Raw genomic sequence first — 26,819 nt, 5'->3', positions numbered from 1 at the left:
CTCGTTCCAATCGTCGAGATTGGGACAAGACGGCCTTCTCCCTCGTGGCGCCGGGGCTTCGCATTCACGCCACTTCCAGGACTGACGATGCAAGCTGATGAAACGCCGGGCGCCAGGCCCTTCTTCCGCCCGGTGCTCAGGGTACTGCGCTGGCTGCTGTCCGTCGTTCTGACGCTGTTCGGCCTGATCGTCGTCACCTTCATCCTGACCAGGCTCTCCAGCATCGATCCCGCCCTGCAGCAGGTCGGCGATCACGCCAGCCAGTCGAGCTACGAGGCCGCACGTCGCGAACTCGGGCTCGACCAGCCGCTGGTGATGCAGTTCCTGCGCTATCTCGGCCATGTCGTCCAAGGCGATCTCGGCATGGCCACGTCGACGGGCCAGCCGGTCCGCTCCGACATCCTGCGTACCTTCACCGCGACGCTCGAACTGGCCACCGCCGCGGCGCTGATCGGTGCCGTACTCGGCCTGGCGCTCGGCATCCTGGCGGCGCTGCGGCCGCGCGGCCTGGTCGACAACCTCGCTCGATTGTTATCGCTGATCGGCTATTCGACACCGATCTTCTGGCTCGGGCTGATCTTTCTGCTGCTGTTCTACGCCCGGCTGCACTGGGCGCCGGGACCGGGGCGCCTCGACATCGTGTTCCAATACACCATGAAGCCCATCACCGGCTTCGCGCTGATCGACGCCTGGCTCTCGGGAACACCTGGCGCTTTGCGCAGCGCCCTCGCCCATCTCGTCCTGCCGACGGCGGTGCTGGCCCTCTATGCGATGGCCGGCATTTCGAGGCTGACGCGCGCCGCCATTCTCGAACAGCTTTCCAAGGAATATGTGCTCACCGCCCGCGCCAAGGGAGCCAGCCCCCTGCGGGTGGTGCTGGTCCATATCCTGCCCAATGTGGCCGGCACGCTGATCACCGTGATCGCCCTCGCCTATGCCAGCCTGCTCGAGGGTGCGGTGCTCACCGAGACGGTGTTCGCCTGGCCCGGCATCGGACGCTATCTCACCGTCGCCATGTTCGCCGGCGACACCGCCGCCATCCTCGGCTCGACGCTGGCGATCGGCATGGCCTTCGTTTTGCTCAACAGCCTCACCGACCTGATCGTCACCCGCGTCGATCCGACTGCCCTGGCGGAGCGCGGATGATGGCATCCCCTGCAATCTCGGCATTGCGCCGTTCGCCATCCGCCCTGATCGGGGCGAGTGTGCTCGTCCTGCTCGTCTTCATGGCGCTGGCGGCCCCGCTGATCGCCCCCTACGATCCCAACCTGCAGGACAGCGCCATCCGTCTCGCCGCCCCGTCCTGGCAGCACTGGCTCGGCACGGACGGCTTCGGGCGCGACCTGCTTTCGCGCCTGATCTACGGCGCGCAGCCGACCCTGCTGCTGATCGTCCTGGTCACCGTGCTGATGGCTCCGCTCGGCGTGGCGGTCGGGCTGCTCGCCGGCTTCTTCGGCGGCCTCACCGAGCGGGTGCTGATGCGCCTGACCGATATCGTGATGTCCTTCCCGCGCCTGGTGCTGGCCTTCGCCTTCGTCGCCATTCTCGGTCCAGGCCTGGTCAATGGTGCCCTCGCTCTGGCCCTGACGAGCTGGCCGGCCTATGCCCGGCTCGCCAGGGTGGAAACATCGGCGCTCGCCCGCAGCGATTATCTCGCCGCCGCGTCCATGGTCGGCATCAGGGGGCCGCGCCTGCTTCTCGGCCATGTGCTGCCGCTCGTGCTGCCCTCGGCCATCATCCGGCTGGCGCTCGACCTCGCCGGCATCATCCTGGCCGCGGCAGGCCTGGGTTTCCTCGGCCTCGGCGTGCGTCCGCCCATGGCCGAATGGGGCTCGATGGTGGCCGACGGCACCAAGGTGATCTTCGACCAGTGGTGGATCGCCGCCGCGCCGGGCCTTGCCATCTTCGTCACCAGCCTCGCTTTGAACCTGCTGGGGGATGGGCTGCGCGACATCTTGGATCCGCGCCATGACTGATACCCTGCTGCAGGTCGAGGATCTGGTGGTCGAGACCAAGGACAAGACCGCTGGAAACGTGGAAAGCGGCGAAGCGATACCCCGCCGACTCGTGCATGGCATTTCCTTTACGGTCGGGCGCGAGAAAGTGGCGATCGTCGGCGAATCCGGTTCGGGCAAGTCGCTGACCGCCCGGGCGATCATGGGCCTGCTGCCGACCAGCCTCGCGGCGCGGACAGCCGGGTTGCGGCTGGGCGAGACCGACCTCGCCGGCCTCGATGCGCGAGGCTGGCAACGCCTGCGCGGCCGGCGCATCGGCCTGGTGCTGCAGGATCCGAAATTCTCGCTCAATCCGGCTCACCGTGTCGGTCGCCAGGTGGAGGAGCCCCTGCTGCTGCATCATCGCCTGCCCAAGGCCGAGCGGCGGCGAAAGGCTCTCGCCATGCTCGCCCAGGTCGGGCTCGACGATCCCGAGCGGGTCTATGCCAGCCTGCCGGCCGAACTCTCCGGCGGCATGGGCCAGCGCGTGATGATCGCCGCCATGCTGATCGGTGAACCGGACTTGCTGATCGCCGACGAACCGACTTCCGCGCTCGACCATGTCGTGCGCGATCAGATCCTCGGATTGCTGGAACGCCTGGCGCGCGAACGCGGCATGGGCCTGCTGCTGATCAGCCATGATCTGCAGCAGGTTTCCCGCTTCGCCGACCGCGTCCTGGTGATGCGCCAGGGCTCGATCGTCGACGCCCTCCCGGCCAGTGAACTCGCCCAGGCAAGCCACCCCTATACGCGCGGCCTGTGGCAGGCGCGGCCCTCAGCAGCGACCTACGGCACCCGCCTGCCGACTCCCGATACGCCACAAGCGCCTTACCCGGGGGATGCACCCCCATGACGGCGTTGTCGATCGACAATCTGGAGGTCAGCTTCCAGCGTCGCGGCCGCAGCTTTACCGCCGTGCGCGGCGTGAGCTTTGCCGTGGAGCCCGGCGAGACCTTCGGGCTGGTCGGCCCGTCGGGCTGCGGCAAAAGCACGGTGCTGCGCGTCCTTGCCGGCCTGAACCTGAACTGGCAGGGCACGATCTCGGTATTCGGGCATTCCCTGCAGCCGGGACGCGCCATCGAGGGCGCCCTGAGGCGCGACATCCAGATGGTGTTCCAGGATCCCTATGCCTCGCTGCATCCGCGTCACGCCATTGCGCGCGTGCTCGGCGAACCGCTGGAGATAAGAGGAGAGACCGATATTGCCGGCCGTGTCAGGGCCAGCCTCGCCGATGTCGGCCTCGCCGCCGAGATCGCCGGGCGCTACCCGCACCAACTGTCCGGCGGCCAGCGCCAGCGCGTGGCGATCGCCCGGGCCCTGCTGCTCGAGCCTCGCCTGCTGCTGCTCGACGAGCCTACCTCGGCACTCGACATTTCGGTGCAGGCCGGCATCCTCAATCTGCTCAACGACCTCAAGCGGCGCCATGGCATGACATTGGTGCTGGTGAGCCACGACCCCGACGTGATCGGCCATATGTGCGACAGGGCAGCGCGCATGGCGGGCGGCCGGATCGAGGCGCTGCTCGACCGCCGCGATCTCGCACGCGGCTGAAGTCCCCGGCCTGGAATCAATGCGGCTGTTGGCATGAAATCTACTTCTTGTCTTCGAGGATCCTGAAATCATCGAGGCAGGCTTTGCGTTCGATGTCCGGCTTCGACAGACAAGCCGTGAGCTGCTTCCCGCGCAGTTCGAAAGCGGAACGCACGCAAGCACGCCCCAGCACCGGCGGAATGCCGCCGACTGCGCCGAGCGGACAGGTTCCCTGCACGAAGGCGAGCCATCGACGCTGGCTTTCGACCAGAAGCTTCCTGTCCGGCTCGCCCGCCATGGTCTTCCTTGCATTTTCGTAGATGGCGGCGAGCCTGATGTCCGCCTGCCCGAGGTCCGTATCGGCGCAGATGGCGATTTCCAGCGGCGTGGAGGGTTTGTCGCAATCGAAACTCGCCCGCTGGCCCGGATCGGCCGCATCGGCTGCGCCGTCGGCCGTCTCGGCAAGGCAGTCGATGCTGATGCCCGCCTCACCGCAACCGTCGAGCAGGGCAAAGCGCTTCTCGAAGGCGCCACGGGCACAGGCAAGGCTCTTGGCGGAAACAAGGCTCTTGGCGGAAAATGGCCTGCTGCCATCAACAAGATCGCATTTTCGGGCGACGCGATCGAGCCAGCGACGCTGATCGGCAATGAGGGCGCCGCGCGTCTCCGGATCGGCCTTCAGGCTCGCGACTGCCTCGCCATAGCTCTGGGCCAGGACGAGATCGGCTTGCCCCAATTTCCGGTCGGAACAAATCGCCTTCTCCAGCGCCGTCACCGCCTCGCCGCAGTTGAAGCTGGCGCGGCCGAGCGGCTCGCGGGCGGTGTTCGGATCGGCAAAGCGCGCCGCGACCTCGCTCTGGCAGGTCGCGGCCATCGACATATAGAGCGTACCCTGCTGACCGGCATAGCGGTAGGCGCAGAGCTGCATGCGATCGCCATAGTCGATCTGATCCGCCTTGGAGAGTTGCGGGTAAAACTCCTTTTCGCAGATGGAGACGACGATGGCGCTGAAGCTGGTATCGGCGCTGGAGCCCCACCGGCATTCGCGCAACAGCGCCGTCGCCGCCTTGCAGCTCTTCTGCTCCCGCAGCAGATTTTCGAGGCCCTCTATACCGGATTCCCCTGGTTTGGCGCAGGAATTGTCCTGCCCCAAGGCCGGCTGCGCGGCCACAAGCAGGATCGAAAGGATCAGAAAACCAAAATAGCGCATCGCGCACCCTCTCAAAGGGGAATAGCGAGAGGCTATAGGAGGCCGGGCCTGTCCGGCCATCGCCTTTGACCGGCGTTATCGGCACAAAACCGGCGGATCCATGCCGAAATGTACGGATGATTCGAGGCTGAAGCTCAGCCCAGGATCGGATGGCCCTTGAGGGTGTTGCTGACGGTGCAGATCCGTTCCGCGTCGGCAATGATCGCCGCCTTCGTCGCCTCGTCGAAATCGCCCGTCACCTCGATCGCGATATGGAAACGTTCGATGCGCGAGGGTTCGTCCGCCGCCTTCTCGCCCTTGACCTCGGCCCGCACCTCGCCGAGCCGGTCGAGCACGCCGAGATTGCTGGCAGCAATGCGGGCACTCAGCACGAGGCAGGCCGAAAGCGAGGCATAGAGCAGGTCGAGCGGATTGAAGCCGGCCTCCGACGGGCGGGTGACCACGCCGATTTCCCCGCCCGTGGCCGACGTCACCACCGGCTGTCCCAGGCGGGGCAGCACGGCCGTCGCCCCCGTCTGCCTCGGTTTCACTTTTGCAACCGACATGCCGTTCTCCCTTATGGCCCAAGCAGGTAAATTCCCGCTTTCGGCAGGAAGATCCGGCCCGCTCCGGCCGCTTCCTGTCCACGGCGCCGGCAGCGCGTGTCCGCCTTTCGGTCACGGTGCCACCAAATTACCACTCTAGCCTGGGCGACGCCCGTAGCGCGTGGCCACAGGCACCCACCCCATTGCTCATGCTTCTTCATCCAACAGGCCGGAGACGTTTTCAATGACCATGACCGTACTAACCCGCCGCACCCTTCTCGCCACCGCGACCGGCGCCGCCTTGGCCGCCGGCGCCAAACTGACCCCTGCCCTTGCCGCTGCCTCGGCATCGACAGATCCGAAGGGGCCTGCCGAATTGCCGCCGCTTCCCTATGAGGCCGCAGCGCTGGCACCGACGATCGATGCCGAGACCATGACGCTGCATCACGACAAGCACCACCAGGCCTATGTCAGCAATTTCAACACGGCTCTGAAACAGGAACCCTCGCTGGCGGACCTGACCTATCCCGATATCCTGGCCGGCCTGGACAAGGTGCCGCAGAGCGTCCGCCAGGCGGTGCGCAACAATCTCGGCGGCCATGTCAACCACACCATGTTCTGGCAGATCATGGGCGCCAAGGGCGGCGAGCCCGCAGGCGAAGTGCTCGCCGCCATCGAGCGTGATTTCGGTGGTGTCGCCAAGCTGCAGGAAGCCTTCGGTGCCGCCGGGGCCAAGGTCTTCGGTTCGGGCTGGGTGTTCGTCACCGTGACGAGCGAGGGCAAGCTCGCCCTCGACAGCAAACCCAACCAGGATACGCCGCTGATGGACGGCAAGCGCGTGCTGTTCGGCAACGACGTCTGGGAGCATGCCTATTACCTGACCTACCGCAACCGCCGGCCCGATTATCTCAAGGCGTGGTGGAAGGTGGTCGACTGGCGCAAGATCGGCGAACGCTATGCGCTCGCCAAGCAGGGCAAGCTGGTGATCTGACGTCCGTGGCGGGCACGGGACGGCCGGCAACAAAAAGCCCTCCCCGCACCGGCGGGAAGGGCTGAAACGCGAACGCGTTGCGCGAACTCAGTAGCGGTAGAGTTCCGGCTTGAACGGGCCGTTCTGGTCCACGCCGATATAGGCCGACTGCTTTTCCGAAAGCTTGGTCAGGGTGGCGCCGACCTTGGCGAGATGGAGCGAGGCGACCTTCTCGTCCAGGTGCTTGGGCAGCGTGTAGACCTGTTTGCCGTACTGGCCGGGGTTGGTCCACAGCTCGATCTGCGCCAGCGTCTGGTTGGTGAAGGAGGCCGACATCACGAAGGAGGGATGGCCGGTGGCATTGCCCAGATTGACCAGGCGGCCTTCCGACAGGAGGATGATGCGGTGGCCGTCGGCGAACTGGATCTCGTCGACCTGCGGCTTCACATTGGTCCACTTCAGGTTGCGCAGGCCGGCGACCTGGATCTCCGAATCGAAGTGGCCGATGTTGCAGACGATGGCGCGGTCCTTCATGGCGCGCATATGGTCGAGGGTGATGACGTCGACATTGCCGGTGGCGGTGACGAAGATGTCGGCGCGGGGAGCAGCCTGCTCCATGGTGACGACTTCATAGCCTTCCATCGCGGCCTGCAGGGCGCAGATCGGGTCGACTTCCGAAACCAGCACGCGGCAGCCGGCATTGCGCAGCGAGGCGGCCGAGCCCTTACCGACGTCGCCGAAGCCGGCGACCATGGCAATCTTGCCGGCCATCATCACGTCGGTGCCGCGGCGGATGCCGTCCACCAGCGATTCGCGGCAGCCATAGAGGTTGTCGAACTTCGACTTGGTCACCGAGTCGTTCACATTGATGGCCGGGAACAAGAGCGTGCCCTTCTTGGCCATCTCGTAGAGGCGATGCACGCCCGTGGTGGTCTCTTCCGTCACGCCGCCGATGGCAAGCGCATTCTTGGTGTACCAGCCCGGATGCGTGGTGAGGCGCTTCTTGATGGCGGCGAAGAGGACTTCTTCTTCCTCATTGGTGGCGCCATCGAGGAAGGCGGTGTCGCCCTTCTCGGCGCGCAGGCCCAGATGCATCAGCATGGTGGCGTCGCCGCCATCGTCGAGGATCAGATTCGGCGTGCCGCCATCGGCCCATTCGAAGATCTTGTGGGTGTATTCCCAATAGTCTTCCAGGCTCTCACCCTTGATGGCGAAGACCGGGGTGCCGGCGGCAGCGATGGCTGCTGCAGCATGGTCCTGGGTCGAGTAGATGTTGCAGGACGCCCAGCGCACATCGGCGCCGAGAGCCTGCAAGGTCTCGATCAGCACGGCCGTCTGGATGGTCATGTGCAACGAGCCGGCGATGCGGGCGCCCTTGAGCACCTGGCGCGGGCCATATTCGGCGCGCGTGGCCATCAGGCCCGGCATTTCGCTCTCGGCGATCTCGATTTCCTTACGGCCCCAGGCGGCCAGACCCATATCCTTGACGATATAATCTTGCGTGCTCATTCGATGCTTCCCGCATTTGACATGGCGGGCGTCTAGCACAGTCGGCCTTTGCCGGCAATAAGGATATAAGGATTTCTTTATGTGACGAAGGTGCCGGCGCCTCGTTCCCAGCCCGGCACGACGCCAAAAGGGCGGGCCAATCCGCCCGCCCTTCTGTTTCGATCCGACGCCGAGGCTCGGCGAATAGCGGCCTTACTGGCCGAGTTCGTCCCGCGTGGGAATGCGCCCGTTCGGCGTCAGCTTGTTGATGATCTCGGGCAAATGCTGCGCGAGCTGGCCGAGCAGGTCGTTGGGATTGACGCCCGCCTTCTGGGCAAGGTTGTTCAGCGTATCCTGGCCGAGGACCTGGCCGAGTTGGCCCGGCTGGATCGGTTGGTTCTGCCCGCCGCCGATCCAGGAATTGATCACGTCGCCCTGGCCCGACTGCTGGAATTTCTCCAGGAGGCCGCCGAGGCCGCCGAGCAGGCCGCCATCGTTGGAGGCGTCCGCCTGCGGCGCGGACGGCGCGGGAGCCGGTGCCGGCGCAGGGATGGAGGCTTGCGTCTCCGGCTGGGCATCGTCGCTACCCCCCTTCAGCCATTTCGCGAGCAGAAGCGCACCGGCGGCGATGATCAGCGGCTTGGTGAAATTGTTCTGTGGCACGGCATCGTTCACGGCAGTGTCGAAAAGGCCCATGTCTGCGTCTCCTCGTGAAGGAATGGGGTGCCGCGATAACCGCGGTCGCCTCCAATGTTGTGTATCCTGTCTCTAACGACAAGCATTTTACAACAGTGAATGCGGCAAAATTTTTTCCGAAATTGACTTTGCCTTACGGCAGGTTGCCCCTTGCCAAAAGAATTTGTCCCCCTACGATCATTTAATGGTAAGATTCGTATCTGTCATCCGCCACGAGGGAAAGGCGACTCCATGGGTATCTTGTCTTGGATTATTCTGGGCTTGATCGCGGGCTTTGTCGGCAGCAAGGTCGTCAACAAATCGGGTTCCGGTTTGCTGATGGATATCGTGATCGGCATCATCGGCGCGCTCGTCGGCGGCTTCATCGCCAAGGCAATGGGCATCGGCACTGTCGATGGCATCAATATCGGCAGCATCCTCATTGCCATTGCCGGCTCGATCATCGTGCTGGTGGGTTACAACGCCCTGGCCCGGCGCTGACCCTGCCGAGATCACGATGCGCTGAGAGGCCGGCTGCGTAACCGGCCTTTTTCTTTGGAACCAAGGACGTTCCGGCAAGGCCCACTTCAGTGCCTTGCCTGGGCGCATTCTCCCATTCGGAGGCGATCCCACCCAGTCGCAAAATGTTTCAGCGATGCAGCACGAAGTCCGGATCGTAGGGCACGCTGAATTCGCCGACATCGGACAGCACTGCCAGCCGGTTTCCGCGGGCCTCCACCTCCGTCACCCGGTCCCATCCCGCCGGCACCGGCATGATGCCGATGGCCTGCCGCAAGTCGATCTCACCCGACGGCGTCAAGCTGATCGACGTCGGGATGCCCTGTTCGCTATAGTTGTTGGGCTCGATCGATGCCTTGTGGCCCGCCAGCAGATAGGTCCGCACTTCCTCCATGCCGAGCACACCCCGATGGCGGCTGTTCCAGGGGCTGTAATAGCGGCCGCCATTGCTCATCCACAACAGGGTGGAGGGGAAGTCTTCCGGCCGCTTCAGGCTGAGCACCAGATCCGCCTCGCGATGCCGTAGCGCGGCGCCCCAGGCGAGCTCCCGGCCAGGCGCCTCGGGCATCATCACGCAATCCTCGTGGTTGCGGTCGAAGGGGTAGCAGCTGAGATTGGCCGTGCCGCCATCGGCTAGTGGGGCCTTCTTGAGATCATTGAAGCGCGCGGGATAGGCCAGTGCCGAGCGCCCCTTGAGCGGATCGGCCTCCAGCGGATCGGTCGACGTCTCGATGAAACGCTTGGGCGAAAAGCTCAGATGGCCGCCCTGTGGCAGCGACACCATCATGTGCAGGCCCACGGATACCGCTCCCTCGCCCCCCTGGAACAGATGGCGCTGATAGAGGAAGGGATGGTCGTCACGCAGGGTGAGTTCCTTGACGACGCGCGCGCCCATCACCCGCTTTTCCAGTTCGAAACGGGCCTGGCGCCCGCCATCGACCGTGCGGGTCTCCAGGTGCCTCCAGGCCGAATTGGCCGGCCAGCCATGGGCCGGTGAGCCATCGACATCGCTCAGGCCGAAAGGAGCGCAGAGGAAATCACCCGACAGGCGCTGCAGATGGGCCGGCGTGTCGGCGGCATGCGCCTCCTCCAGCCAGGGGGCACTATGCAGCGGCGCGACCTGGCGGCCGTCCCGCTCCACCATGAGTTCCCGGATATGCCCGACCGCAAGATCCAGAGTCGCGCGGATGCCGTGCGCCTCGATCGTGACAAACTCCCCATCGGCGGCCATCGACTGCATCTCCCCTGAATCGTCTAATTTTATTCGTGTCAAAACAATAGGATAGGCTTCCTGCGGCTCCAGTATGATCCAAAAGCGGGCGGACGCAACAGGGCGGCGAGCACCGCAAGCAGCCGCTCCGGCCACCTCGTCTTCTTCGCCGACGGACCTCGAGCCAAGCGAAGAAGGTGCTTGCAACAATATAAATGCACTAATATATTAATCGACACCGCACAGGGCGCGATTATCGGAGCCACCCGCCATGCTGGACACGCTGCGACATGCGAATGTGAGGCCGCGCTCCACGGCGACCAATGTCTATGAGATGTTGCGCAGCGACATCGTGCTCGGCGTGCTCAGGCCACAGCAGCCGATCCGCGAGGCCGATATCGCCGCCAGCCTCTCCGTGTCGCGCACGCCGGTGCGCGAAGCCTTGCTGCGCCTCGCCAATCTCGGCCTGGTCGAGATCTTCCCGCAGAGCGGCACGGTGGTTGCGCCGATCCGGGTGGAGAAAGTCAAGGCCGCCCAGCTGATCCGCGAGGTCGTGGAGGTGGAAATCAGCCGCAGGGCGTGCCAGGCGGTGAACCAGGCCGATCTCGACGCACTGGCGGGCATCGTCGACGAACAGGAATTCGCGGCGGGCCGCAAGGACGTGCGCCGCTTCTACGAATTGGACGAAGCCTTCCATCGCCGTATTTTCGCAACGGTCGACTGCCTGGCCGCCGCAGACGAGCTGGAGGACATGAAGGCCCACCTCAATCGCCTGCGCTTCGTCACCGTGAACTGGCCGAACCGCTCGGAAGCCATCATCGCCGAACATCGCGACATCCTTGCCGGCCTCGCCGCCGGTGACGAGGACGCCACCGCCATCGCCATGCGCAACCATCTGCGCACGATTCTGCAGGCGCTCGACAATTTCGTCACACGCACGCCGTGAACCAGAGCCGCCGCAAAGGCGGCCTTCACAACGACCAAACCAAGGCTGCGGCAACGACCGCAGGCAGGAGGGAACCCCATGATCTTGACGAAGTTACGTGCAGCGGCCGTTGCCGGCCTGCTCGCCGCGGGCTTGTCGGCCCCGATGGCCCACGCCGCCGACAAGCCGCAACTGACGGTGTCGCACGACAAGGCCGGCTGGCAGGCCAATTTCGAGGCCTATGGCAAGGACGACCCCACCGCGAGCTGGCAGGTCACGCCCTTCGGCGACACCACCAACTACCAGGCGGCGGTCCGGGCAGCCCTGCCCACCTCCTCGGCGCCCGGCATGTTCACCTGGTGGTCCGGCTACCGCATGAAGGACCTGGTGGAGGCAGGCCAGCTAGAAGATCTCACCGCGATCTGGAAGCCCCTGCTGGCCGACGGCAAGGTCAAGCAGGAAGTCGCCGATGCCTTCTCCTTCGACGGCAAGATCTATGCCGTGCCCAACAACGTCGCCTATTGGGCGATGTTCTACAACAAGAACGTCTACAAGGAGCTCGGCCTCGAAGTCCCCAAGACCTGGGCAGAGCTGGAAGGCAACCTCGCCAAGATCAAGGCCGCCAACAAGATACCGATCGGCCAGACCATCGAGGGACGCTGGCCGGCCTTCATCTGGTTCTCCGAATTCCTGGTGCGGTCCGATCCGGATTTCTACGTGAAGCTGATGGCCGGCAAGGCCAAATATACCGATCCGCAGGTCGCGGCGGCCTTCGCCACCTGGAAGGACTGGATGGCCAAGGGCTGGATGGACGACGGCACTTCGCCCTTCGGCTTCACCACCGGCGACAGCATGAACAACTCCTTCGCCCAGGGAAAGGTCGTCCACATGCTGGTCGGCACCTGGTTCGCCGACACCGTCACCAAGGCCGGCACCATCGAGGGGCGCGACTGGGGCCTGTTCGTGCTGCCCAACAAGAATGCCAGCCTGCCGCCGAGCGTGATCTTCGAGGCTGGACCGCTGCTGGTGTCGAAGAACTCCGACACGCATGACACCGCGGTGAAGGCGGCTACCTATTGGATGAGCAAGGAAGGCGAGCAGCGCTGGGCCGACCTCACCGGCTTCCTCGTCGCCAATAGCGATGCCAAGCTGCCTGATGACAAGGAAGTCGCCAAGCTCAACGATGTGGTGGCCAAGGACCACTACAAGCTGCTCGGCCGCTACTGGGAAACCACGCCTTCTCCGATCGCCGAGGCGGCCGTCGACGAGATCTCCAAATTCGTGCTCGACCCGAATTCCGCTCCGGAGGTGATGCAGAACCTGCAGAAGATCGCGGACGATTACTGGGCGGCGCACCCCAAGCCGTGAGGTCGCTCGCAGCATCTGCTCAACAGTAAGACGAAGCACAACTTGCCTTCTCCGCGAAGCGGGGAAGGTGGCCCGGCGAAGCCGGGTCGGATGGGGTGCAGCGGGCAATGCGCCGATCGCAACCCGATTGCACAACCATCCTGCCAGCCTTCCGGGGTTTCGAGCTGCCCACCACACCCCATCCGTCATTTCTTCGAAATGACACCTTCCCCACTACGTGGAGAAGGCTTTCTGAAGCACTTCCGGAGCCCGACGCAGCGATCATGTCTCCCCTGTCCGACCCCAAGCAGCGCGAAGCCTATCTCTATGTCGCCCCGGCGGCGTTGATGGTCGGCGTCTTCCTGATCCTGCCGATGCTCTACACCACCATGCTGGCCTTCACCGACTGGAACGGCATGACGGCGCCGACCTTCATCGGCTTCGCCAACTTCTTCAAGCTGGTGACGGACACCAATTTCACCCGCCCCTTCGTCAACACGCTGAAATGGATGGTGCTGGGCGTCGTACTGCCGGTCGGGCTCGGCTTCTTCTTCGCCTACGCCATTTCGGGGCTGAGGGGGGCGAAGCTGATGCAGATCTGCATCTACATTCCCGCAACCATCTCGGCCTCCGCCGCCGGCATCGTCTTCGGCTTCGTGCTGCGCGACCAGGGCGCCCTCAACATCCTGCTGGATGCCATCGGCCTCGGAGCCCTCAAGGTGAACTGGCTCTATGTCCAGCCCTACAACACCTATGCGATGATCGGCGCCTATACTTGGCAGGCAACCGGAATCAATGTGATGATCTTCCTGGTGGGCCTGCAGAACCTGCCGAAGGAGCCGGTGGAAGCGGCCACGCTCGACGGCGCAGGCGGCTTCGTGCTCGCCACCAGGATCATCATCCCCATGCTGATGCCCTATGTGGTGATCGCCTCGCTGCTGGCGGTGATCAACTCCTTCAAGGTGTTCGACACCATCTGGGTGATGACCGGCGGTGGCCCGGCCCGCATGTCCGAAACCCTGGCGGTGACCATGTACAAGGAGGGCTTCGCCAATTTCAAGATGGGCTACGCCTCGGCCGTCGCCGTGGTGATCTCGGCGCTCTCGCTGGTGTTTTCCTATCTCTATCTGCGCAACATGCTCGCACGGGAAAGCCAGGTATGAGCCGGCAGCGCGCGATCGCCGCGGAACCCCGCAACCTCAGGAAGAGCGTGCTTTCGGGTGCCATGCTGGTGGTGACGCTGGTCTGGCTTTCGCCGATGGCCTTCCTCTTGATGAACACGCTGAAGACGGCCACCGACTACACACGCGGCCCGCTCAAGCTGCCGACCAGCTTCAATCTCTTCCACAATATCGCCAATGCCTGGGCGCAGGGGATCCAGAGCGGCTTCATCAACTCGCTGCTCTATGGCGCGGCGAGTTCCCTCACGGCGGTGCTGCTCGCCGCCTTCGCTGCCTATGGCATCGTCCGGCTGAAGCTGCCGCGGGGCCTCGGCTGGTTCCTGTTCATCTATTCGGGCACGATCTTTCCGCTGCAGATGTATCTGATCCCTTTGTTCAAGAGCTACATCGCGCTCGGCCTCTATGACACCAAGCTCGGCCTGTTCGCCTTCTACACCGCGATCTGCATCCCCTTCGCCACCTTCGTGATGCGCGGCTTCTTCCTCACAGTGCCCTGGGACATCCAGGAGGCGGCCGAAATGGATGGCGCCTCGAGCTGGGAAGTGTTCTGGAAGATCATGATGCCGCTCGCCAAGGCGCCCTTCCTGATGCTCACCCTGGTGCAGTTCACCTGGGTATGGAACGACCTCCTCTTCGGCATGATCCTGGTGCGCTCGCCCGATGCCCGCCCGGTCCAGGTCGCCCTGCTCGGCATGCAGAGCCTCTATGGCCAGGCCGACGCGCCGACCATCATCACCGCGACCCTGATCGTCTCGTTGCCGACCCTCATTCTGTTCCTCATGCTGCAGAAACATTTCGTCCGCGGCCTCGCTTTAGGGGCCGCGAATTGATGCGTCCTTTCTCCCTCTTCTCTTCCTGCAATCGGATAGTGCGATGAAGATCGTCGACCTCAAGGCCACCACCGTCGCCGTGCCGCTCGAAGCGCCGCTGCGCCATGCCGCCGGCGCGCATTGGGGGCGCTTCATCCGCACCATCGTGGAAGTCATCACCGACGAGGGCATCATCGGGCTCGGTGAGATGGGCGGCGGCGGCGAGTCGGCCGAGGCGGCGGTGCGCGCCCTGCTGCCTTATCTCGAGGGGCACGATCCGCTACAGCTCGAGCAGTTGCGCTGGAAGATCATGAATCCCACCGCCTCGCTCTACAACAACCGCATGCAGCTCCATGCCGCCATCGAAATGGCCTGCATGGATGCCGCCGGCAAGAAACTGGGCATAAGGGCCTGCGACCTGATCGGCGGCGCCATCCGCGAGACAATCCCCTTTGCCAGCTATCTTTTCTACCGCTACCCTCATGAGGCAAGCGGCCAAGGCGGCGAGACCAGCCCCGACGAGATCGTCGCCCATGCCCGTGCGCTCAAGGCCCAGCATGGTTTCACCAGCCACAAGCTGAAGGGCGGCCTCTTCCCGCCGGATCACGACATCGAAACCGTCCGCGCCCTGGGCGCGGCGTTCCCTGGAGACCGGCTGCGCCTCGATCCCAACGCGGCCTGGTCGGTGGAAGAAGCGGTCCGCGTGGGGCGGGCGATCGAGCATCTCAACAACGACTATTTCGAGGACCCGACCTGGGGCCTCGAGGGGATGCGCCGGCTGCGGAACCTGGTGCGTATTCCCACGGCGACCAACACGGTGGTGGTGAATTTCGAGCAACTCGCCACCAACCTACGGCTGGAGGCCGTGGACGTCGTGCTGCTCGACACCACCTTCTGGGGCGGCCTGCGCCAGGCCCACAAGGCCGGCACCGTGCTGGAGACCTTCCAATACGGCGCCGCCGTGCATTCCTCGGGCGAGCTCGGCATCCAGCTCGCCTCGATGCTGCATCTGGGCGCGGCGCTGCCGAACCTCTCCTTCGCCGCCGACGCGCATTACCATCACCTCACCGACGACGTCATCGTCGGCGGTCCCTTGCGCTATGTCGGCGGTGCCATCGCCCTGCCGCAAGGACCGGGCCTTGGCGTCGAGCTCGATCGCGACAAGCTCGCCCGCTATGCCGAGCATTACCGCGAGGTCGGCGGCTACACCTATGACCGCGATCCCGGCCGCCCGGGCTGGTATTCGATCCTGCCCGAGCAGCGCTTCGCCGATCCCCGAAAATAAGGGGCCTTTCAGGCCGCCCGATAGCGCTCGGCCGCGTGTTCCTGCCGGAAGTTCGGCAGCATGGCGCGGCGGGCGGCATCGAAGGCCTCCCACTGGCTCGCATCCGGCAGCGGCGGAATGGTGACGGCTTCGCGCCTGTCGAAGCCGACCAGCGCGGCGTCGACCAGTTCGCCGACGTCCATCACGCCCTCCAGTGCGTTCACGTCGCGGCCGGAGCGTTCCCAGATTTCGGTGCGGGTTGCCGCCGGCAGCACGGCCTGGACATAGAGGCCGCGCGGGCCGAGTTCCACCTGCAAGGTCTGCGACAGGGTCAGCACGAAGGCCTTGGTCGCCGCATAGACGCCCAGGGAAAACTCCGGCGCCAGCGCCACCACCGAGGCGATATTGACGATGGCACCGGTGCCCGCGGCAAGGAAACGAGGCGTCACTGCACCGGCCAGTCGCGTCAGCGCCGTCACGTTGAGGCGAATGAGCCCGTCGAGCGCTTCCGGGTCCTGGTCGGCAAAGCCGCCATGGGCGGCGGCACCGGCATTGTTGACCAGGATGCCGATCTTGGCATCCTCGCGCAGGCGCGCCTCGATACGGGCGAGATCCTCGGAGGCCGTCAGATCCGCCTTCAGGACATCGACGGCGACGCCGTTCTCCTGGCGAAGGCGGCCGGCGAGCGCGTTCAGGCGCGCCTCGTCCCGTGCCACCAGCACGAGGTCATGGCCGCGCCGGGCAAAGCGCTCGGCATATACGGCGCCAATGCCGGTCGAGGCACCGGTGATGAGAACGGCGGGAAGGGATTTGGTCATGGCATTTCTCCAAACTTATTCATGATAGTCATCATATATAATGCATTCATGATGGACATCATGTATAAAGTCAAGCGAGACAGGAGGGCCCGTCATGAAAGTCAGCCGCGAGCAGGTTGCCGAGCATCGTCACCGCATTCTGGAGGCGGCCGCGCGTCTCTATCGGGAGAAGGGTCTGGAGGGGGTCGGCGTCGCGCAGATCATGGCCGCCGCCGGGCTCACCCATGGCGGCTTCTACGGTCATTTCAAGTCGAAGGAGGACCTGATCGCCCAGGCGCTCGCCCATGTGCTGTCCCAGTCCGAAGGCACCAAACCTCCGGGCCGAACCATGGCCGACTATGCCGCGGCCTATCTCACCCCGGCGCATCGGGACGCCCGCGCCGAGGGCTGCCCCTTTGCCGCACTCGGCTCGGAGGCCGTGCGCGGGTCGCCGGACATTCGTGCCGTGATGACCCGTTCCCTGCGCGATCAGATCGAGGATTTCAGCGCGACCGCTGCCGGCGAAACGCCGCAGGAACGGCGAAGCGCCGCGATCGCCGGCTGGGCCGCCATGGTCGGCGCCGTGATCCTGGCCCGTATCGCCGACGATCCCGCCCTTTCCAACGAGATCCTGTCGGCGACGCTCCGGCGCGTGGCCGGTTCGTAACGAAACTCGATTTTTCCTCGCCGGGCCGCCGGCGCTCACTCATGCGGCCGAGCCGCCCAGGCTCAGGCCCAGCCGAACAAAGTCGGTTCCGGCTTTGGCAAGGCGCCTTCGATCTCGAGCAGGCGGCGCTTGGTCGCCACGCCGCCATAGGCCGAGAAGCCACCGAACTTGCCGCCGGCCGCCATCACCCGATGGCAGGGCATCACGATGGTGAAGGGATTCTGTCCCATGGCCTGGCCGACATCGCGCGCCAGCAGGGGATCGCCCAATTGCTTGGCGATCTCGCCATAGGTCATGGTGGAGCCGGGAGGGATGGCTCGCGCCACGGCATAGACCCGGCGATTGAATTCCGGCACAGCGGTCATGTCGAGCTCGATGAAGGACAGATCGGCCGTCTCTCCCGCCAGCAGGGCCTGGATGGCCGCGATGGCCTGGCGCACCGGTGCCGGCGGCTCGGCCTCCACTGCACCCGGCAGGGAGCGCAGCATGCGCGCCCTCAGGCCCGCCGGGCTATGGGACGGCAGTTGCACGCTGACCAGGCCCTTATCACCCCAAGCCAGGGCGCAAGTGCCGATTTCGGTGTCGAACAAGGCAAAATGGGGGGAAGTCATCGCTTCGTTTCCCTGTGGTTGAACTTGCCGCGATATCACCGCAAAAAGCCCCGCGCTTCCACCCGATATCTATGGTCGGCAAGTATAGTTCGCCAGTCCCCTGACATCCGCCGAAGCTTCACCAGCAAGGCCTTCACTTTACCAAACGGCATCACCATGCGGGCGTTTGCAAATTCAAACCGTTCCAAACAAGGGTTGAGCGCGAGAAAATCCGTTCATATCCGTTAAAAAAGCAGGATTTCCGTGCGTTTCCGGTGTACATGCGATGGCGATATCGAACCGGTCATGCGATAACGCCATCGGACGAATCATCGAAAGGATAACATCATGCCTGTCAGCACCAGCGATCTTGCCGACCGTATTGCCGCCGCTCATGGCCTGACTAAGACTGCCGCTAAGGCAGCTGTCGAGGACGTTCTGAAAGGGATCACCGAAGCGGCTGTCAAGGGTGAGGAAGTCTCCCTGAACGGCTTCGGCAAGTTCAAGGTGCAGGCCAAGCCCGCACGCGAAGGCCGCAACCCTTCCACCGGCGCCACCATCAAGATCGCCGCTTCCAAGAAGGTGGTCTTCCAGCCTGCCAAGGCGCTCAAGGATGCCGTGAACGGCTGATTTCGCGGGCCGCAAGCCCCATTTCAAAAACGGGACGGTGTCGGTGAGACACCGTCCCGTTTTTATTTTGCGCCTACGCTTGCGGTCTCAGGCAGGCGGCATCGCGAGGCCGCAGCCGCGCAGAACGATATCGCCGATAGCAAGCGCGGCCGCCTCGAAATCCTTCTTGGTCAGCCGGCTGACTTCCATGGCATCGCAGGCCAGCACCTCGAAATCGGCGTAGAACTGCGTCGTGCTCCACAGCATGATGAAGAAATGCGGAATGGCGATCGGTGCCATCCTGCCGGCAGCGATCCAGCCTTCGACCACGGCCGCCTTGGCGCTCGTCGCCTGCTTGACGTGGCTGCGGCCGGCCTTGTCGAGAAACTTCGCGCCGCTGAGGATCTCGTTGGCGAACAGCTTGGACTGGGCGGCGAACCGGCGCGAATAGTCGAGCTTGGCCCGGATATAGGCCATGATGGCTTCGGCCGGGTCGCGCTCGGGCTGCAACTCTTCGAGCGCCGTATCCCAGCTGGCGATCAGCCGGTCGATCAAAGCGCGATAGATATCCTCCTTGGCCGGGAAGTAATAATAGACGTTCGCCTTGGGTAGCCCCGAATGTTCGGCGACCTCGGCGATCCGCGTCCCATCGAAACCCTTGCGGGCGAACAGGTCGATCGCAGCGGCCAAGATTGCCGCCTCGTTGCGGGCCCGGATGCGTTCCTCGTTGTCCGAACCATCCTTGCGCGCCTTCTTTGCGCTGGTCGTCGCCACCTTGTCCTCCCGCATTCTCGAGATGCGTCCGTGTCCCGGAAATGCCGGTATCGGAACCCGATGTCAAAACTTGACCGAAGCGTCAGATTTTTTCAACTCATAACTTGACGTTTTGGTCAGGTTTTGCCTATCCTCCTTGCAACGAGGGGGATGCAGCAGCGATGCCGACATCATTGCGTGACGTCATGCGGGACGTGCTGGATGGCTGGCATGACGATCTGGCGCCTGCCTGGCGCGATATCCTCGCACCGGTCAAGCTGGGCTTTGCCGACATGGATGGCGAACTGGCGCTGGAGCCGTGGGAACCGGTCTTTCCCGTGCGCAAGGGACGCCTCTTTCCCGGCCAGCCCAGAGGGGCGCATATGCTGCGTGCCTTCGACGGCCTCGAGCCCCAGCAGGTGCGCTGCGTGGTGCTGGGCCAGGATCCCTATCCCAGCCCTGACTTTTCGACTGGCCGCGCCTTCGAGGCCGGCAATGTCGCCGAATGGCGCGAACTGGAGAAGATGTTCTCGGTCAGCATCCGCACGGTGATGCAGATGATCGTCGCCGCCCGCACCGGCGAGGCAGGCTGGACCGGCAGCACCGCCGATTGGCCGCACCTGCGTGCCGCCATCGAGGCCGGCACCGTCGCGCTCGAGCCGGCCAATATGATCGCCGATCGCTGGGTGGCCAGCGGCGCCCTGCTGCTCAATGCCTCGCTGACCCTCAGCCGCTTCCAAGTCTCCATCGATCCGCATCAAAGCCGGGGCCATCTGCCGCTGTGGCGGCCACTGATCGTGGCGGTGCTGCGCCATCTCGCCGGTTCCGGACAAAAAGTGGTCTTCCTCGGCTTTGGCGAGGCAGCGGCGCAGACCCTCCGGGCGGCCGGCATCATGGAGGGCGACGACTGCATCCTGCGCGAGCATCCGGCCCGGGGCGATGCGGTGCTCGGCCTGCCCAATCCCTTCATTCTCGGCAATGAGCGGCTCAAGGCGCTCGGCGCCGCCCCGATCGACTGGTGAGGCCATGCGCAGCGATGCCGAATATGACTATGTGATCATCGGCGCCGGCTCGGCAGGCTGCGTCGTCGCCAACCGTCTGTCCGCGGATCCGGGCAATCGCGTATTGCTGCTCGAAGCGGGCGGACGCGACCGCAATCCCCTGTTCCGCCTGCCCATGCTGATGGGCAAGCTCTTCAATTCCGGCCTCTACAATTGGAATTACCGCACCGAGCCCGAGCCGCATCTCAACAACCGCACGCTCTATTGGCCGCGCGGCAAGGCGCTCGGCGGCACCTCGACCATCAACGGCATGATCTATGTGCGCGGCAACGCCCAGGATTACGATCGCTGGGCCCAGATGGGCCTGCCGGGCTGGTCCTATGACGAGGTGCTGCCCGCCTTCCGCCGTTCCGAGACCCATGTCGAGCGCAACGGTGCCTTCCACGGCACCGAGGGCGCCCTCACCGTCTGCCGCGCCCGCGGCCGCAACGGGCTATTCGATGTCTTTATCGAAGCCGGCGTGCAGGCGGGCTATCCCCGCAACGACGATTTCAACGGAGCCGAACAGGAAGGCTTCGGGCGCTATGATTTCACCATCCGCAAGGGCAAGCGCTGGTCGACCTCCCACGCCTTCCTGCGACCGGTGCTCGACCGGCCCAACCTGACGGTAGAGGTGAACGCGCTCAGCCAACGTATTCTGGTGGAGAACGGACGTGCTACCGGCGTCCTGTTCACGCAGGGCGGGCGGGCACGCACCGTGCGGGCCGGACGGGAGGTCATCCTGTGCGGAGGAGCCGTCAACTCACCGCAATTGTTGATGCTTTCCGGCATCGGGCCGGCTGATGAGCTGGCTAAACATGACATTGAGGTACGGCACGACCTGCCGGGCGTGGGCCGCAACCTGCAGGACCATGTCGATTGTTGCCTCAGCTACGAATGCAAGCAGCCGGTGACGCTCTATGGCGATCTTCGCGCCGACAAGCTGATCGCTTCGGTCGCGCAGGGCATGGTGCTGGGCACCGGCATCACCACCACCTTCCCCTATGAGGCCGGCGCCTTCATGAAGTCGCGGCCTGACCTGGTGGCGCCCGACATCCAGGCTCATTTCATGCCGGCGCTGGAGAAGACCGCCAATCTGCATTGGCCCAATCCCTTCCGCAAACAGGCGGTGGAGGCCAATCATGGCTTCACCATCCGGGTCGGCCCGGTCAATCCGGAGAGCCGGGGCACCATCACGCTGCGCTCCGCCGATCCGGCGGCGGCGCCCCGTATCCAAGCCAATTACCTCGCCACCGAATTCGACCGCAAGACGATGATTTCAGCCATCCGCATGATGCGCGAGGTCATCGCTCAGCCGGCCTTCGATGCGTATCGCGGCAAGGAACTGGCGCCGGGGCCTGGCGTGCTCAGCGACGGTGAACTGCTGGAATGGCTGCGGGCCTCGGCCCTGACCACGCTCCATCCGGTCGGCACTTGCAAGATGGGCAACGATGGCGAGGCCGTCGTCGATGCCGAGCTCAGGGTCCGCGGCATCGAGGGGCTGAGGGTCGCGGACGCCTCGATCATGCCGATCATTTCGAGCGGCAACACCAATGCGCCGACCATCATGATCGGTGAGCGGGCTGCCGATTTCATCCTCAACACCAAGCTATGACACGGAAGCGGCAGCCATGATCATCGAACAGCGCACCTACAGCTTCAAGCCGGGCCAGCTCGACCGCTGGCTCAAGAAATATGAGACCGAAGGCCTGCCGATCCAGAAGAAGCATCTGGGCACCTTCATGGGCCTCTGGGTCAGCGAGATCGGCCCGCTGCATCAGATCGTGATGATGTGGGCCTATCAGGGCCTGGGTGACCGCGAGACACGGCGCGCCGCCATGGCTGCGGACCCGGCCTGGACCAAGTTCATCGGCGAAGTCTGGGGCCTGGACGCCATGATCTCGCAGGAGGTCAAGATGCTCAAGCCGACCTCGATCTGCCCGCCCTTGCCGGCGGCCTGACGGCGAAGTGACGAACCGGGGCGCCGAAGCGTCGCGGAAAACAACAAGAAACCTACACCATCCAGATCAAGAGAAGGGAACTGACAGATGACGAAGACTCCCTCCGTTTCAGGCCTGTTCCGGCATTCGGCCTCACGCCGCCAATTCCTCATCGGCACAGCAGGCGTCGCAGCGCTCGGCCTGCTGTCGAGCCAGGCCCGGGCCGCCGATGGCCTGGTGGCGCTGGTGCATACCCAGGCGGCTGGCGACAACGGCCCGGTCGACGGCATGATCGCGTCGCTGAAGAGGCTGGCCGGCGAAAAAGGCTTTGCCACCCGCATCATCTATGCGCAGGACGCCGCGACCTATGAATCGATCTTCCGCAGCCTCGGCGATGCCGGCGCCAGCGTGGTCGTCTCGACCTTCAACGAGGTCGCCGAGCCCTTCAAGGCCGTGGCGCCCGAATATCCCAACACCAAATTCGTGCAGCTCTACGCCGACCCGTTCGAGCCGGCGATCCCGAATGTGGTGACAGTGGCCTATGACTATTATCTGGGCTGCTATCTCTCGGGCCTGTTCGGCAGCCGCATCTCCAAGACCGGCGCGATCGGCTATATCGGCGGCGCCAGCATTCCCGGCCAGATCGCCGATCTCAACGCCCTCAAGGCGGCGGCCGCGGTGATCGGCCCCAACATCAAGTTCACCGGCGCTTTCGCCGGCTCGTTCCAGGACCCCGCCAAGGGCCACGAGATCGCCAACCAGCTGTTCCAGTCCGGCGTCGATTACATCCAGACCGACTCGGCCGCCACGGATACAGGCATAATCCAAGCCGCGACCGAAGCGCCCGGCCGCCTGGTCAGCGCCATTTCCAGGGAGCAGTACAAGCTCGGCCCCAAGGCGGTCGCCGCCATCGTCAAGCTCGACTTCGGCCTGTCGCTCTATCAGGAAGTCAGCAAGGCGCTGGCCGAAGGCTGGAAGGGACATCACGTCTCCACCGGCATCGACACCGGCGTGATCGACTTCGAGCTCTCGGACACCTTCCTCAAGGAAGGTCCGGCCGATCTCGTGGCCAAGGCCAAGGAGATCTGGCCCGACATCGAGAAGGCAAAGAAGGAGATCATCGCCGGAACGCTCAAGGTGCCGCTCAACACCGCGCTCTAGAGCCCCCTCCTCGCCGCCTCGACACGCGCCGTCTTGCCTGCGGCCGTGGCGAGGCGCAGTGCTCCATCCGACAGGTTGCGGCCCCAGGGCCCGCGCATCCGGGAAGACCACCATGCCCCAGCACGCCCTCGAATGCGGCGATGTCAGTGTCCTCTTCGGCGAGGTTGCGGCGCTCAGGCAGGTGAGCCTGGGCTTCGAGGCCGGCCGCATCCATGCCGTCGTGGGACAGAACGGCGCCGGCAAGACCACCTTTGCCCGCGTCTGCGCCGGCATCGTCAGGCCTTCCTCCGGACAATTGCTGATCGGGGGACACCCCGTGCCGCTCGGCAAGGTCAATGCCGCTCGCGCCGCCGGGGTCGAACTCGTGCATCAGAGCTTCGCCCTGCCGCCCTCCTTCACCGTCGCCGAAGCCATGGAATTCGGTGCGCAGGGCCGCGGGGCGCTGTTCTCCGCCAAGACCCTGCGGGCCCGCTGGACCACCCATCTCGAAGGCCTCGGCGTGAAGGTCGATCCACGCGCCCGCATCCGCGACCTGCCGGTGGAAACCCGCCAGGCGGTCGAGATCGCCCGTGCGCTGGTGACGGATGCCCGCATCCTCATCCTGGACGAGCCGACCGCCGTGCTGTCGCCTTCGGGCATCGAGACCCTGTTCGAGCGCCTGCGCGGCCTGCGCGAGCGCGGCGTCACCATCATCCTGATCCTGCACAAGATCCGCGAGGTGCTCGGCATCGCCGAGACCGTCAGCGTCCTGCGCGGCGGACGCCTGATCGAGGCCTGTGTGCCCGTAGGCACCATCGACGCCATCCGCCTCGCCAATGCGATCATCGGCACCGCCGCCGGCCTCGACAAGGCGGACAAGGCCGCTCTGGTCGGCGAGGGCGTCAGCGCACCTTCCACCCACGCCGCGATGCCATCCGCTGCCGCCCCCATCCTCGACATGAAGGCCGTCACCACCCGCCCGGACGGCGAAGGGCGCCCGCTCGACCGGGCCGACCTCGCCCTCCGCGGCGGCGAAATCGTCGGCATCGCCGGTGTCGAAGGCAATGGCCAGCAGACGCTGGTCCGTGCCCTCGCCGGGCTCGTCGGCCTGGAACGCGGCACCATCGCGCTCGGTGGGCTGGATGTCACCAGGCGCCCCGTGATCGAGCGCCGCGCCGCCGGCCTGCGCATCATTCCCTTCGACCGCAACAGCGAGGGGCTGAGCCTGACCAGCTCGCTGTGGGAGAACTGGGCCGCCCGCAACCTGCTGCTGGGGCGCATCCTTTCCTTCGTCGCTCCCGCGCGGCTGAGGAAGGCCTGCCAGGCCAGCCTGCACGGGTGGGACGTCCGTTTCGCCACCACCACCCAGCCAGCCGGCTCGCTCTCGGGCGGCAATGCCCAGAAGGTCATCCTCGCTCGCGAAATCGACGAGACGGCGCGGCTGGTCATCGCGGCCCAGCCTACCCGCGGCCTCGACATCGGCGCCACCGCCTTCGTCTGGCGCGCGCTCAGAGCCTGCCGCGACCAGGGCTGCGGCGTGCTGCTGATCTCCTCCGACCTCGACGAACTCTTCGACATCGCCGACCGCGTGGTGGTGATGTTCTCCGGCCGCATCGTCGCCGAGTTCACCGCTCCCTTCGACATGGCGGCGGTGGGCCAAGCCATGGTCGGCGATGTCGGCCTGGATGAAGCCGCATGACCGCCCGCCTCCTTCCCATCCTGCGCGCCGTCAGCTTCGTCGCCCTGGCCCTCGGCCTGTGCGGCATCGTGTTCGAGTTTGCCGGCTATTCGGCCCCGGAGATGTTCCGCAGCATCGCCGACGGCGCCTTCACCTCGCCCAATGCGCTGATGAAGAGCCTGCGCTGGGCTCTGCCGCTGGTGATCACCGCCGCCGGCGTGCTGGTCTGCTTTCGCTGCGGCTATTTCAATGTCGGGGCGCAGGGCCAGTTCTATCTCGGTGCCATCGGCGCGGCGACGGCCGCCCAGCTGTTGAACGGCGCACCCGCATTGGTCGTGGTGCCCGTGGCCATGCTGGCCGGCATGCTGGCGGGCGCCCTGTGGTCGGCCTGGCCCGGTTTCCTCAGGCTGCGCTATGGCACCGACGAGGTGATCACCACGCTGATGGGCAATTTCATGGCCGGCCTGCTGCTGGTCTATGTCACTTCCGGCCCGCTGAAGGATCCCTCCGGCACCGGACAGGTCACCGCAAGCCGCCCCGTCGCCTCCGCCTACCGCATCGCCACCTCGGTCGGCGTCTCACCCACCACGATCGCCCTGTCCGTGCTGGTTCTGGTTCTGGTCTGGCTCCTGGTAAACCGCACCGCCTATGGCGTGCTCTCCAGCCTGGCCGGCCGCAACGCGGTGATGATCGCCTGGCAGGGTGCCCGGCTCTCGCGCCTCGGGCTGTCGGCCTTCCTGATCTCAGGCGCCCTAGCGGGTCTCGCCGGTTCGATCGAGCTGCTCGGTCCCAATGGCCGCCTGGTCAGCGGCTTCCTGCCCGGGCATGGCTTCACCGCGATCCTGATTGCCCTGGTCGCGGGGCTCTCCGTGGCCGGCGCGGCCATCGTCTCGCTGTTCTTCGGCGGCCTTGCCGCCGCCAGCCTCTATCTGCCGGTGATCGCCGGCCTGCCGGCCGCTGCCATCGACGTGATCAACGCCGCCATCGCCCTGTTCATCACGGCGCGCACCTGGCTGCTGCCGGACTTCATCAAGCGGCGCCTGCCGGCGCGGAGGACCCAGCCATGAGCGACATCCTCATAGCCATCCTGCGCTCGGGCACGCCGCTGATCTATGTAGCCATGGCCGGCATGCTGGCCCAGCGCGCCGGCATCTGGAATCTCGGTCTGGAAGGGCTGATGATCGCGGGCGCCTGTGCCGCCGCCGTCGGCACCGCCAAATCCGGCTCCGTCGCCTTCGGCCTCGGCCTTGCCATCGTGGTCTGCGTGCTCGGCTCTATGCTGCTGTGGTTCGTGGTCGAGAAGCTGAGGGCCCATCCGATCATCGCCGGCCTCGGCCTCACCGGCCTCGGGCTCGGCGGCACGGATCTCGCCGTCCAGGCCATCTATGGCAGCCAGGCCTCGGTGATGGCCGGCCGGGGGCTGCCCCGGCTCGGCGAGGCCTTCGGCCCCTTCGGGGTGCTCTCCGTGCTGGTGATATCAATGCCCTTCGTGGTGCTGGCGCTCTGGGTCATCGTGCGGCGCACCCGTTTCGGCCTGCAACTGACGGCCTGCGGCGAACACCCCTTCGCCGCCCGCAGCGTCGGCGTGGCGCCGGCTCGCATGCGCCTGATCGCCCTGATGGGCGGCGGCGTGCTCTGCGCCCTCGGCGGCGCCGAACTGGCGCTCGGCACGCTCCAGCTCTTCAGCATCAACATGACGGCCGGCCGCGGCTTCATGGGCTTCGCTTCGGTGATCTTCGGCGGCGGCCATCCGATCGGCTCGGCGCTAGCAGCGCTGTTCTTTTCCGTCGTCGATGCGCTCGGCATCCGGGCCCAGCTCGTCTTCGGCGACAAGGTGCCCCGCGATCTCCTGCTTGCACTGCCTTATCTCGCCACGGTGCTGGGCGTGTGGATCAGCGGGCAACTACGCGGTGGCGTCAAGGCAGCCGCGACCGGCGGCGAATTACGGGATTACTGACA

At 65.2% G+C, this 26,819-nt stretch carries 28 protein-coding genes; 20 read left to right on the top strand and 8 right to left on the bottom strand.

Annotated elements, in window-relative coordinates:
• The first annotated feature begins 87 nt into the window (after nucleotides 1–87).
• The 4 genes from QM672_RS11090 to QM672_RS11075 are packed head-to-tail and all read left to right on the top strand — an operon-like array spanning nucleotide 88 to nucleotide 3,545.
• A complete protein-coding gene (locus QM672_RS11090) occupies nucleotides 88–1,146 on the top strand; it encodes an ABC transporter permease (protein ID WP_367623844.1) in 1,059 nt (352 codons plus the stop codon).
• Entirely contained in the window at nucleotides 1,143–1,976 is an 834-nt protein-coding gene (locus QM672_RS11085; protein ID WP_415082569.1) for an ABC transporter permease, read from the top strand. Before QM672_RS11090 ends, QM672_RS11085 begins: the two co-directional genes overlap by 4 nt.
• The gene (locus tag QM672_RS11080) at nucleotides 1,969–2,847 is read left to right on the top strand and encodes an ATP-binding cassette domain-containing protein (RefSeq protein WP_415082567.1); all 879 of its coding nucleotides are present in this window, start codon (nucleotides 1,969–1,971) and stop codon (nucleotides 2,845–2,847) included. Before QM672_RS11085 ends, QM672_RS11080 begins: the two co-directional genes overlap by 8 nt.
• Entirely contained in the window at nucleotides 2,844–3,545 is a 702-nt protein-coding gene (locus QM672_RS11075) for an ABC transporter ATP-binding protein (protein ID WP_415082565.1), read from the top strand. The genes QM672_RS11080 and QM672_RS11075 overlap by 4 nt, the downstream gene beginning before the upstream one ends.
• Nucleotides 3,546–3,585: 40 nt before the next feature.
• Here QM672_RS11075 and QM672_RS11070 read toward each other — a convergent pair whose 3' ends face one another.
• Nucleotides 3,586–4,734, bottom strand: a complete 1,149-nt coding sequence (locus tag QM672_RS11070; RefSeq protein WP_415082563.1) for a lysozyme inhibitor LprI family protein — start codon at nucleotides 4,732–4,734, stop codon at nucleotides 3,586–3,588.
• A gap of 134 nt (nucleotides 4,735–4,868) precedes the next feature.
• Nucleotides 4,869–5,279 (bottom strand): OsmC family protein, encoded by a 411-nt coding sequence (locus QM672_RS11065; RefSeq protein WP_415082561.1) that lies wholly within the window; start codon nucleotides 5,277–5,279, stop codon nucleotides 4,869–4,871.
• 229 nt (nucleotides 5,280–5,508) lie between these two features.
• On the opposite strand from QM672_RS11065, the gene QM672_RS11060 reads away from it, so the two are divergent.
• Nucleotides 5,509–6,249, top strand: a complete 741-nt coding sequence (locus QM672_RS11060; RefSeq protein ID WP_311938007.1) for a superoxide dismutase — start codon at nucleotides 5,509–5,511, stop codon at nucleotides 6,247–6,249.
• Between the two features lie 87 nt (nucleotides 6,250–6,336).
• Here the strand turns inward: QM672_RS11060 and ahcY are convergent, their stop codons facing one another.
• Entirely contained in the window at nucleotides 6,337–7,737 is a 1,401-nt protein-coding gene (gene ahcY / locus QM672_RS11055) for an adenosylhomocysteinase (RefSeq protein ID WP_311937820.1), read from the bottom strand.
• 192 nt (nucleotides 7,738–7,929) lie between these two features.
• Entirely contained in the window at nucleotides 7,930–8,412 is a 483-nt protein-coding gene (locus tag QM672_RS11050; RefSeq protein WP_311937818.1) for a YidB family protein, read from the bottom strand.
• Nucleotides 8,413–8,643: 231 nt separating this feature from the next.
• On the opposite strand from QM672_RS11050, the gene QM672_RS11045 reads away from it, so the two are divergent.
• Nucleotides 8,644–8,892, top strand: a complete 249-nt coding sequence (locus QM672_RS11045) for a GlsB/YeaQ/YmgE family stress response membrane protein (protein ID WP_311937816.1) — start codon at nucleotides 8,644–8,646, stop codon at nucleotides 8,890–8,892.
• Nucleotides 8,893–9,040: 148 nt separating this feature from the next.
• Here QM672_RS11045 and QM672_RS11040 read toward each other — a convergent pair whose 3' ends face one another.
• On the bottom strand, nucleotides 9,041–10,141 hold the full coding sequence (locus tag QM672_RS11040; protein ID WP_311937814.1) for a hypothetical protein: 1,101 nt from the start codon (nucleotides 10,139–10,141) through the stop codon (nucleotides 9,041–9,043).
• 250 nt (nucleotides 10,142–10,391) lie between these two features.
• Between QM672_RS11040 and QM672_RS11035 the strand changes: the two genes are divergently transcribed.
• The 5 genes from QM672_RS11035 to QM672_RS11015 all read left to right on the top strand — a co-directional run bounded on the left by QM672_RS11035 (nucleotide 10,392) and on the right by QM672_RS11015 (nucleotide 15,667).
• Entirely contained in the window at nucleotides 10,392–11,066 is a 675-nt protein-coding gene (locus QM672_RS11035; RefSeq protein WP_311937812.1) for a GntR family transcriptional regulator, read from the top strand.
• Nucleotides 11,067–11,144: 78 nt separating this feature from the next.
• The gene (locus QM672_RS11030) at nucleotides 11,145–12,413 is read left to right on the top strand and encodes an ABC transporter substrate-binding protein (protein ID WP_367623837.1); all 1,269 of its coding nucleotides are present in this window, start codon (nucleotides 11,145–11,147) and stop codon (nucleotides 12,411–12,413) included.
• 263 nt (nucleotides 12,414–12,676) lie between these two features.
• Nucleotides 12,677–13,555 carry a sugar ABC transporter permease gene (locus QM672_RS11025; protein ID WP_311937808.1) on the top strand — a complete coding sequence of 293 codons (879 nt, stop codon included), beginning with the start codon at nucleotides 12,677–12,679 and terminating at the stop codon, nucleotides 13,553–13,555.
• A complete protein-coding gene (locus QM672_RS11020) occupies nucleotides 13,552–14,403 on the top strand; it encodes a carbohydrate ABC transporter permease (RefSeq protein WP_415082555.1) in 852 nt (283 codons plus the stop codon). The genes QM672_RS11025 and QM672_RS11020 overlap by 4 nt, the downstream gene beginning before the upstream one ends.
• Before the next feature lie 43 nt (nucleotides 14,404–14,446).
• Nucleotides 14,447–15,667, top strand: a complete 1,221-nt coding sequence (locus tag QM672_RS11015) for an enolase C-terminal domain-like protein (protein WP_415082553.1) — start codon at nucleotides 14,447–14,449, stop codon at nucleotides 15,665–15,667.
• An 8-nt stretch (nucleotides 15,668–15,675) separates the two neighbouring features.
• On the opposite strand, the gene QM672_RS11010 is transcribed toward QM672_RS11015, so the two are convergent.
• Complete coding sequence (locus QM672_RS11010) at nucleotides 15,676–16,464, bottom strand: SDR family NAD(P)-dependent oxidoreductase (protein ID WP_149253313.1); 789 nt, start codon at nucleotides 16,462–16,464, stop codon at nucleotides 15,676–15,678.
• 94 nt (nucleotides 16,465–16,558) lie between these two features.
• Between QM672_RS11010 and QM672_RS11005 the strand changes: the two genes are divergently transcribed.
• Nucleotides 16,559–17,110 carry a helix-turn-helix domain-containing protein gene (locus QM672_RS11005; RefSeq protein ID WP_311937800.1) on the top strand — a complete coding sequence of 184 codons (552 nt, stop codon included), beginning with the start codon at nucleotides 16,559–16,561 and terminating at the stop codon, nucleotides 17,108–17,110.
• Between the two features lie 62 nt (nucleotides 17,111–17,172).
• Here the strand turns inward: QM672_RS11005 and QM672_RS11000 are convergent, their stop codons facing one another.
• Nucleotides 17,173–17,721, bottom strand: a complete 549-nt coding sequence (locus QM672_RS11000; RefSeq protein WP_367623831.1) for a methylated-DNA--[protein]-cysteine S-methyltransferase — start codon at nucleotides 17,719–17,721, stop codon at nucleotides 17,173–17,175.
• Between the two features lie 327 nt (nucleotides 17,722–18,048).
• On the opposite strand from QM672_RS11000, the gene QM672_RS10995 reads away from it, so the two are divergent.
• Complete coding sequence (locus QM672_RS10995; RefSeq protein WP_068297566.1) at nucleotides 18,049–18,330, top strand: HU family DNA-binding protein; 282 nt, start codon at nucleotides 18,049–18,051, stop codon at nucleotides 18,328–18,330.
• A gap of 87 nt (nucleotides 18,331–18,417) precedes the next feature.
• Here the strand turns inward: QM672_RS10995 and QM672_RS10990 are convergent, their stop codons facing one another.
• A complete protein-coding gene (locus QM672_RS10990) occupies nucleotides 18,418–19,083 on the bottom strand; it encodes a TetR/AcrR family transcriptional regulator (RefSeq protein WP_311937794.1) in 666 nt (221 codons plus the stop codon).
• Nucleotides 19,084–19,244: 161 nt separating this feature from the next.
• On the opposite strand from QM672_RS10990, the gene QM672_RS10985 reads away from it, so the two are divergent.
• The 7 genes from QM672_RS10985 to QM672_RS10955 all read left to right on the top strand — a co-directional run bounded on the left by QM672_RS10985 (nucleotide 19,245) and on the right by QM672_RS10955 (nucleotide 26,817).
• On the top strand, nucleotides 19,245–20,084 hold the full coding sequence (locus QM672_RS10985; protein WP_415082549.1) for a uracil-DNA glycosylase: 840 nt from the start codon (nucleotides 19,245–19,247) through the stop codon (nucleotides 20,082–20,084).
• 4 nt (nucleotides 20,085–20,088) lie between these two features.
• Complete coding sequence (locus tag QM672_RS10980; protein ID WP_311937790.1) at nucleotides 20,089–21,717, top strand: choline dehydrogenase; 1,629 nt, start codon at nucleotides 20,089–20,091, stop codon at nucleotides 21,715–21,717.
• A gap of 16 nt (nucleotides 21,718–21,733) precedes the next feature.
• Complete coding sequence (locus tag QM672_RS10975; protein WP_311937788.1) at nucleotides 21,734–22,063, top strand: NIPSNAP family protein; 330 nt, start codon at nucleotides 21,734–21,736, stop codon at nucleotides 22,061–22,063.
• An 87-nt stretch (nucleotides 22,064–22,150) separates the two neighbouring features.
• Entirely contained in the window at nucleotides 22,151–23,203 is a 1,053-nt protein-coding gene (locus tag QM672_RS10970; RefSeq protein ID WP_311937786.1) for a BMP family ABC transporter substrate-binding protein, read from the top strand.
• A 112-nt stretch (nucleotides 23,204–23,315) separates the two neighbouring features.
• Nucleotides 23,316–24,881 (top strand): ABC transporter ATP-binding protein, encoded by a 1,566-nt coding sequence (locus tag QM672_RS10965; RefSeq protein WP_415082546.1) that lies wholly within the window; start codon nucleotides 23,316–23,318, stop codon nucleotides 24,879–24,881.
• Nucleotides 24,878–25,927 carry an ABC transporter permease gene (locus QM672_RS10960; protein ID WP_415082544.1) on the top strand — a complete coding sequence of 350 codons (1,050 nt, stop codon included), beginning with the start codon at nucleotides 24,878–24,880 and terminating at the stop codon, nucleotides 25,925–25,927. Before QM672_RS10965 ends, QM672_RS10960 begins: the two co-directional genes overlap by 4 nt.
• Nucleotides 25,924–26,817, top strand: coding sequence for an ABC transporter permease (locus QM672_RS10955; protein WP_149253304.1), 894 nt, complete (start codon nucleotides 25,924–25,926; stop codon nucleotides 26,815–26,817). Before QM672_RS10960 ends, QM672_RS10955 begins: the two co-directional genes overlap by 4 nt.
• Nucleotides 26,818–26,819 lie beyond the last annotated feature (2 nt).

The sequence above is a fragment of the Labrys sp. (in: a-proteobacteria) genome, assembly GCF_047605565.1.
Lineage (GTDB): Bacteria > Pseudomonadota > Alphaproteobacteria > Rhizobiales > Labraceae > Labrys > Labrys neptuniae.
The sequence above is the reverse complement of the archived record's forward strand: the minus strand, read 5'-3'. Positions and strand labels throughout refer to the sequence as shown.